Annotated in this window: 3 protein-coding genes; all 3 read left to right on the top strand. The window is 64.8% G+C overall.

Annotation, left to right across the window (positions count from 1 at the left end):
• Nucleotides 1–407: Gp37-like protein (locus tag LX12_RS21800; RefSeq protein WP_443741623.1), on the top strand; the 407-nt coding region annotated here is incomplete at its 5' end.
• Nucleotides 408–416: 9 nt separating this feature from the next.
• Nucleotides 417–812, top strand: a complete 396-nt coding sequence (locus LX12_RS21805; RefSeq protein ID WP_253656717.1) for a hypothetical protein — start codon at nt 417–419, stop codon at nt 810–812.
• Nucleotides 809–1169, top strand: a 361-nt coding sequence (locus tag LX12_RS21810) for a hypothetical protein (RefSeq protein ID WP_253656718.1), incomplete at its 3' end; no start/stop codon positions are given. The genes LX12_RS21805 and LX12_RS21810, both read left to right, overlap by 4 nt.

The following is a 1169-nucleotide window of genomic DNA, read 5'->3' on the forward strand; positions in this document are numbered from 1 at the left end:
GGCGGGCGGCGCAGCAGGGCTGGGGTCACTACATCGAGACCGCCGCCACCAACGTCACTCAGGCGTACACGCCCAGCGCGATCATGGATTTGCGGAAGCGTCGTAGGGAGACGGACCCGGATACGGCGTTCAGTTTCACTGTGGCGTCGGGGATTCCGTGGCTGATCGGGGACAACGGTCAGGGCCATTGGTGGCTGGGTGACCGTGTGGGTGCGACGACGAAGTATCTGGGTGCGCGGGTGTATGTGACGCGCTGCCGATCGATGACACTGCCGATTTCGCGGACGGAGCCGGCGGTGTGGCAGGCGAAGTTCGGTGACCTGCGCACCCAGCAGGACGCGCTGGAACGGCTCGTGTCCTTGATCGGCACGACCGCATCGGCCCTCAATGCAATCGGAATCGGGTGAGGAGTGACCATGTCTGACGAGATCCCGACCCCCAGCGAGGCTGGTCCGTCTGATCCGGAGAAAGCCGCCCGTGTGGAGCAGTTGACGCAGGCCATCACGTTCGCTCTGCTGACGGCGAATGAGCAGCCGTACCCAATTGCTGTGCCTGCGGTGCGTCGGATGGCGGACATGCTGGACGACTGCGGTGTTCGCCAGACCGACGAGATGGCGTCCACTGTTGATCTGCCGGGGTGGGTGAAGGAGCGTGTTCGGGAGGATGCCGCCCCGACCCCTGTCGAGCCCGACCACTTCGCAATCCAGGAGACGGATCGTGTGGCGGAGGCACCGTCGATGCCGTCGCGCCTGGCGAAGAAGTGGATTGCGGAGCCGGTGATTGACGACTCGTTCGGTGGCTCCGCAGCATGACAACGCCAAATTTACCCTGGAACACCGACCCCGCGGATCTTCCGCAGGGTGTGATCGCACCGTCTCAGGCCGGTACTGCCCTCCAGGATCAGACGCAGGGCAAGTACACGGCGGAGATGGCGTCCCGCTTCCCGGACATCGCCTCGAACACGTTGGCGGGTTCCCCGTCGGGTGGTGGGCCGTTGGGGTTTGTGACGCAGAAGGCGTCGCAGATCGTGTCGAACATCGCGAACGCGGACCCGGCAACGATCAACGGCCCAAACGACATCGTGGCGCGCGCGGGTGGGTTCTTCGGCGGGCTGCCCATTACGAACCTGCTCGATGTGCTGTTCTCGGCGTTCGGCGGGATAGGTACCG

The sequence above is a fragment of the Williamsia serinedens genome (assembly GCF_024171725.1).
Taxonomy (GTDB): domain Bacteria; phylum Actinomycetota; class Actinomycetes; order Mycobacteriales; family Mycobacteriaceae; genus Williamsia_A; species Williamsia_A serinedens.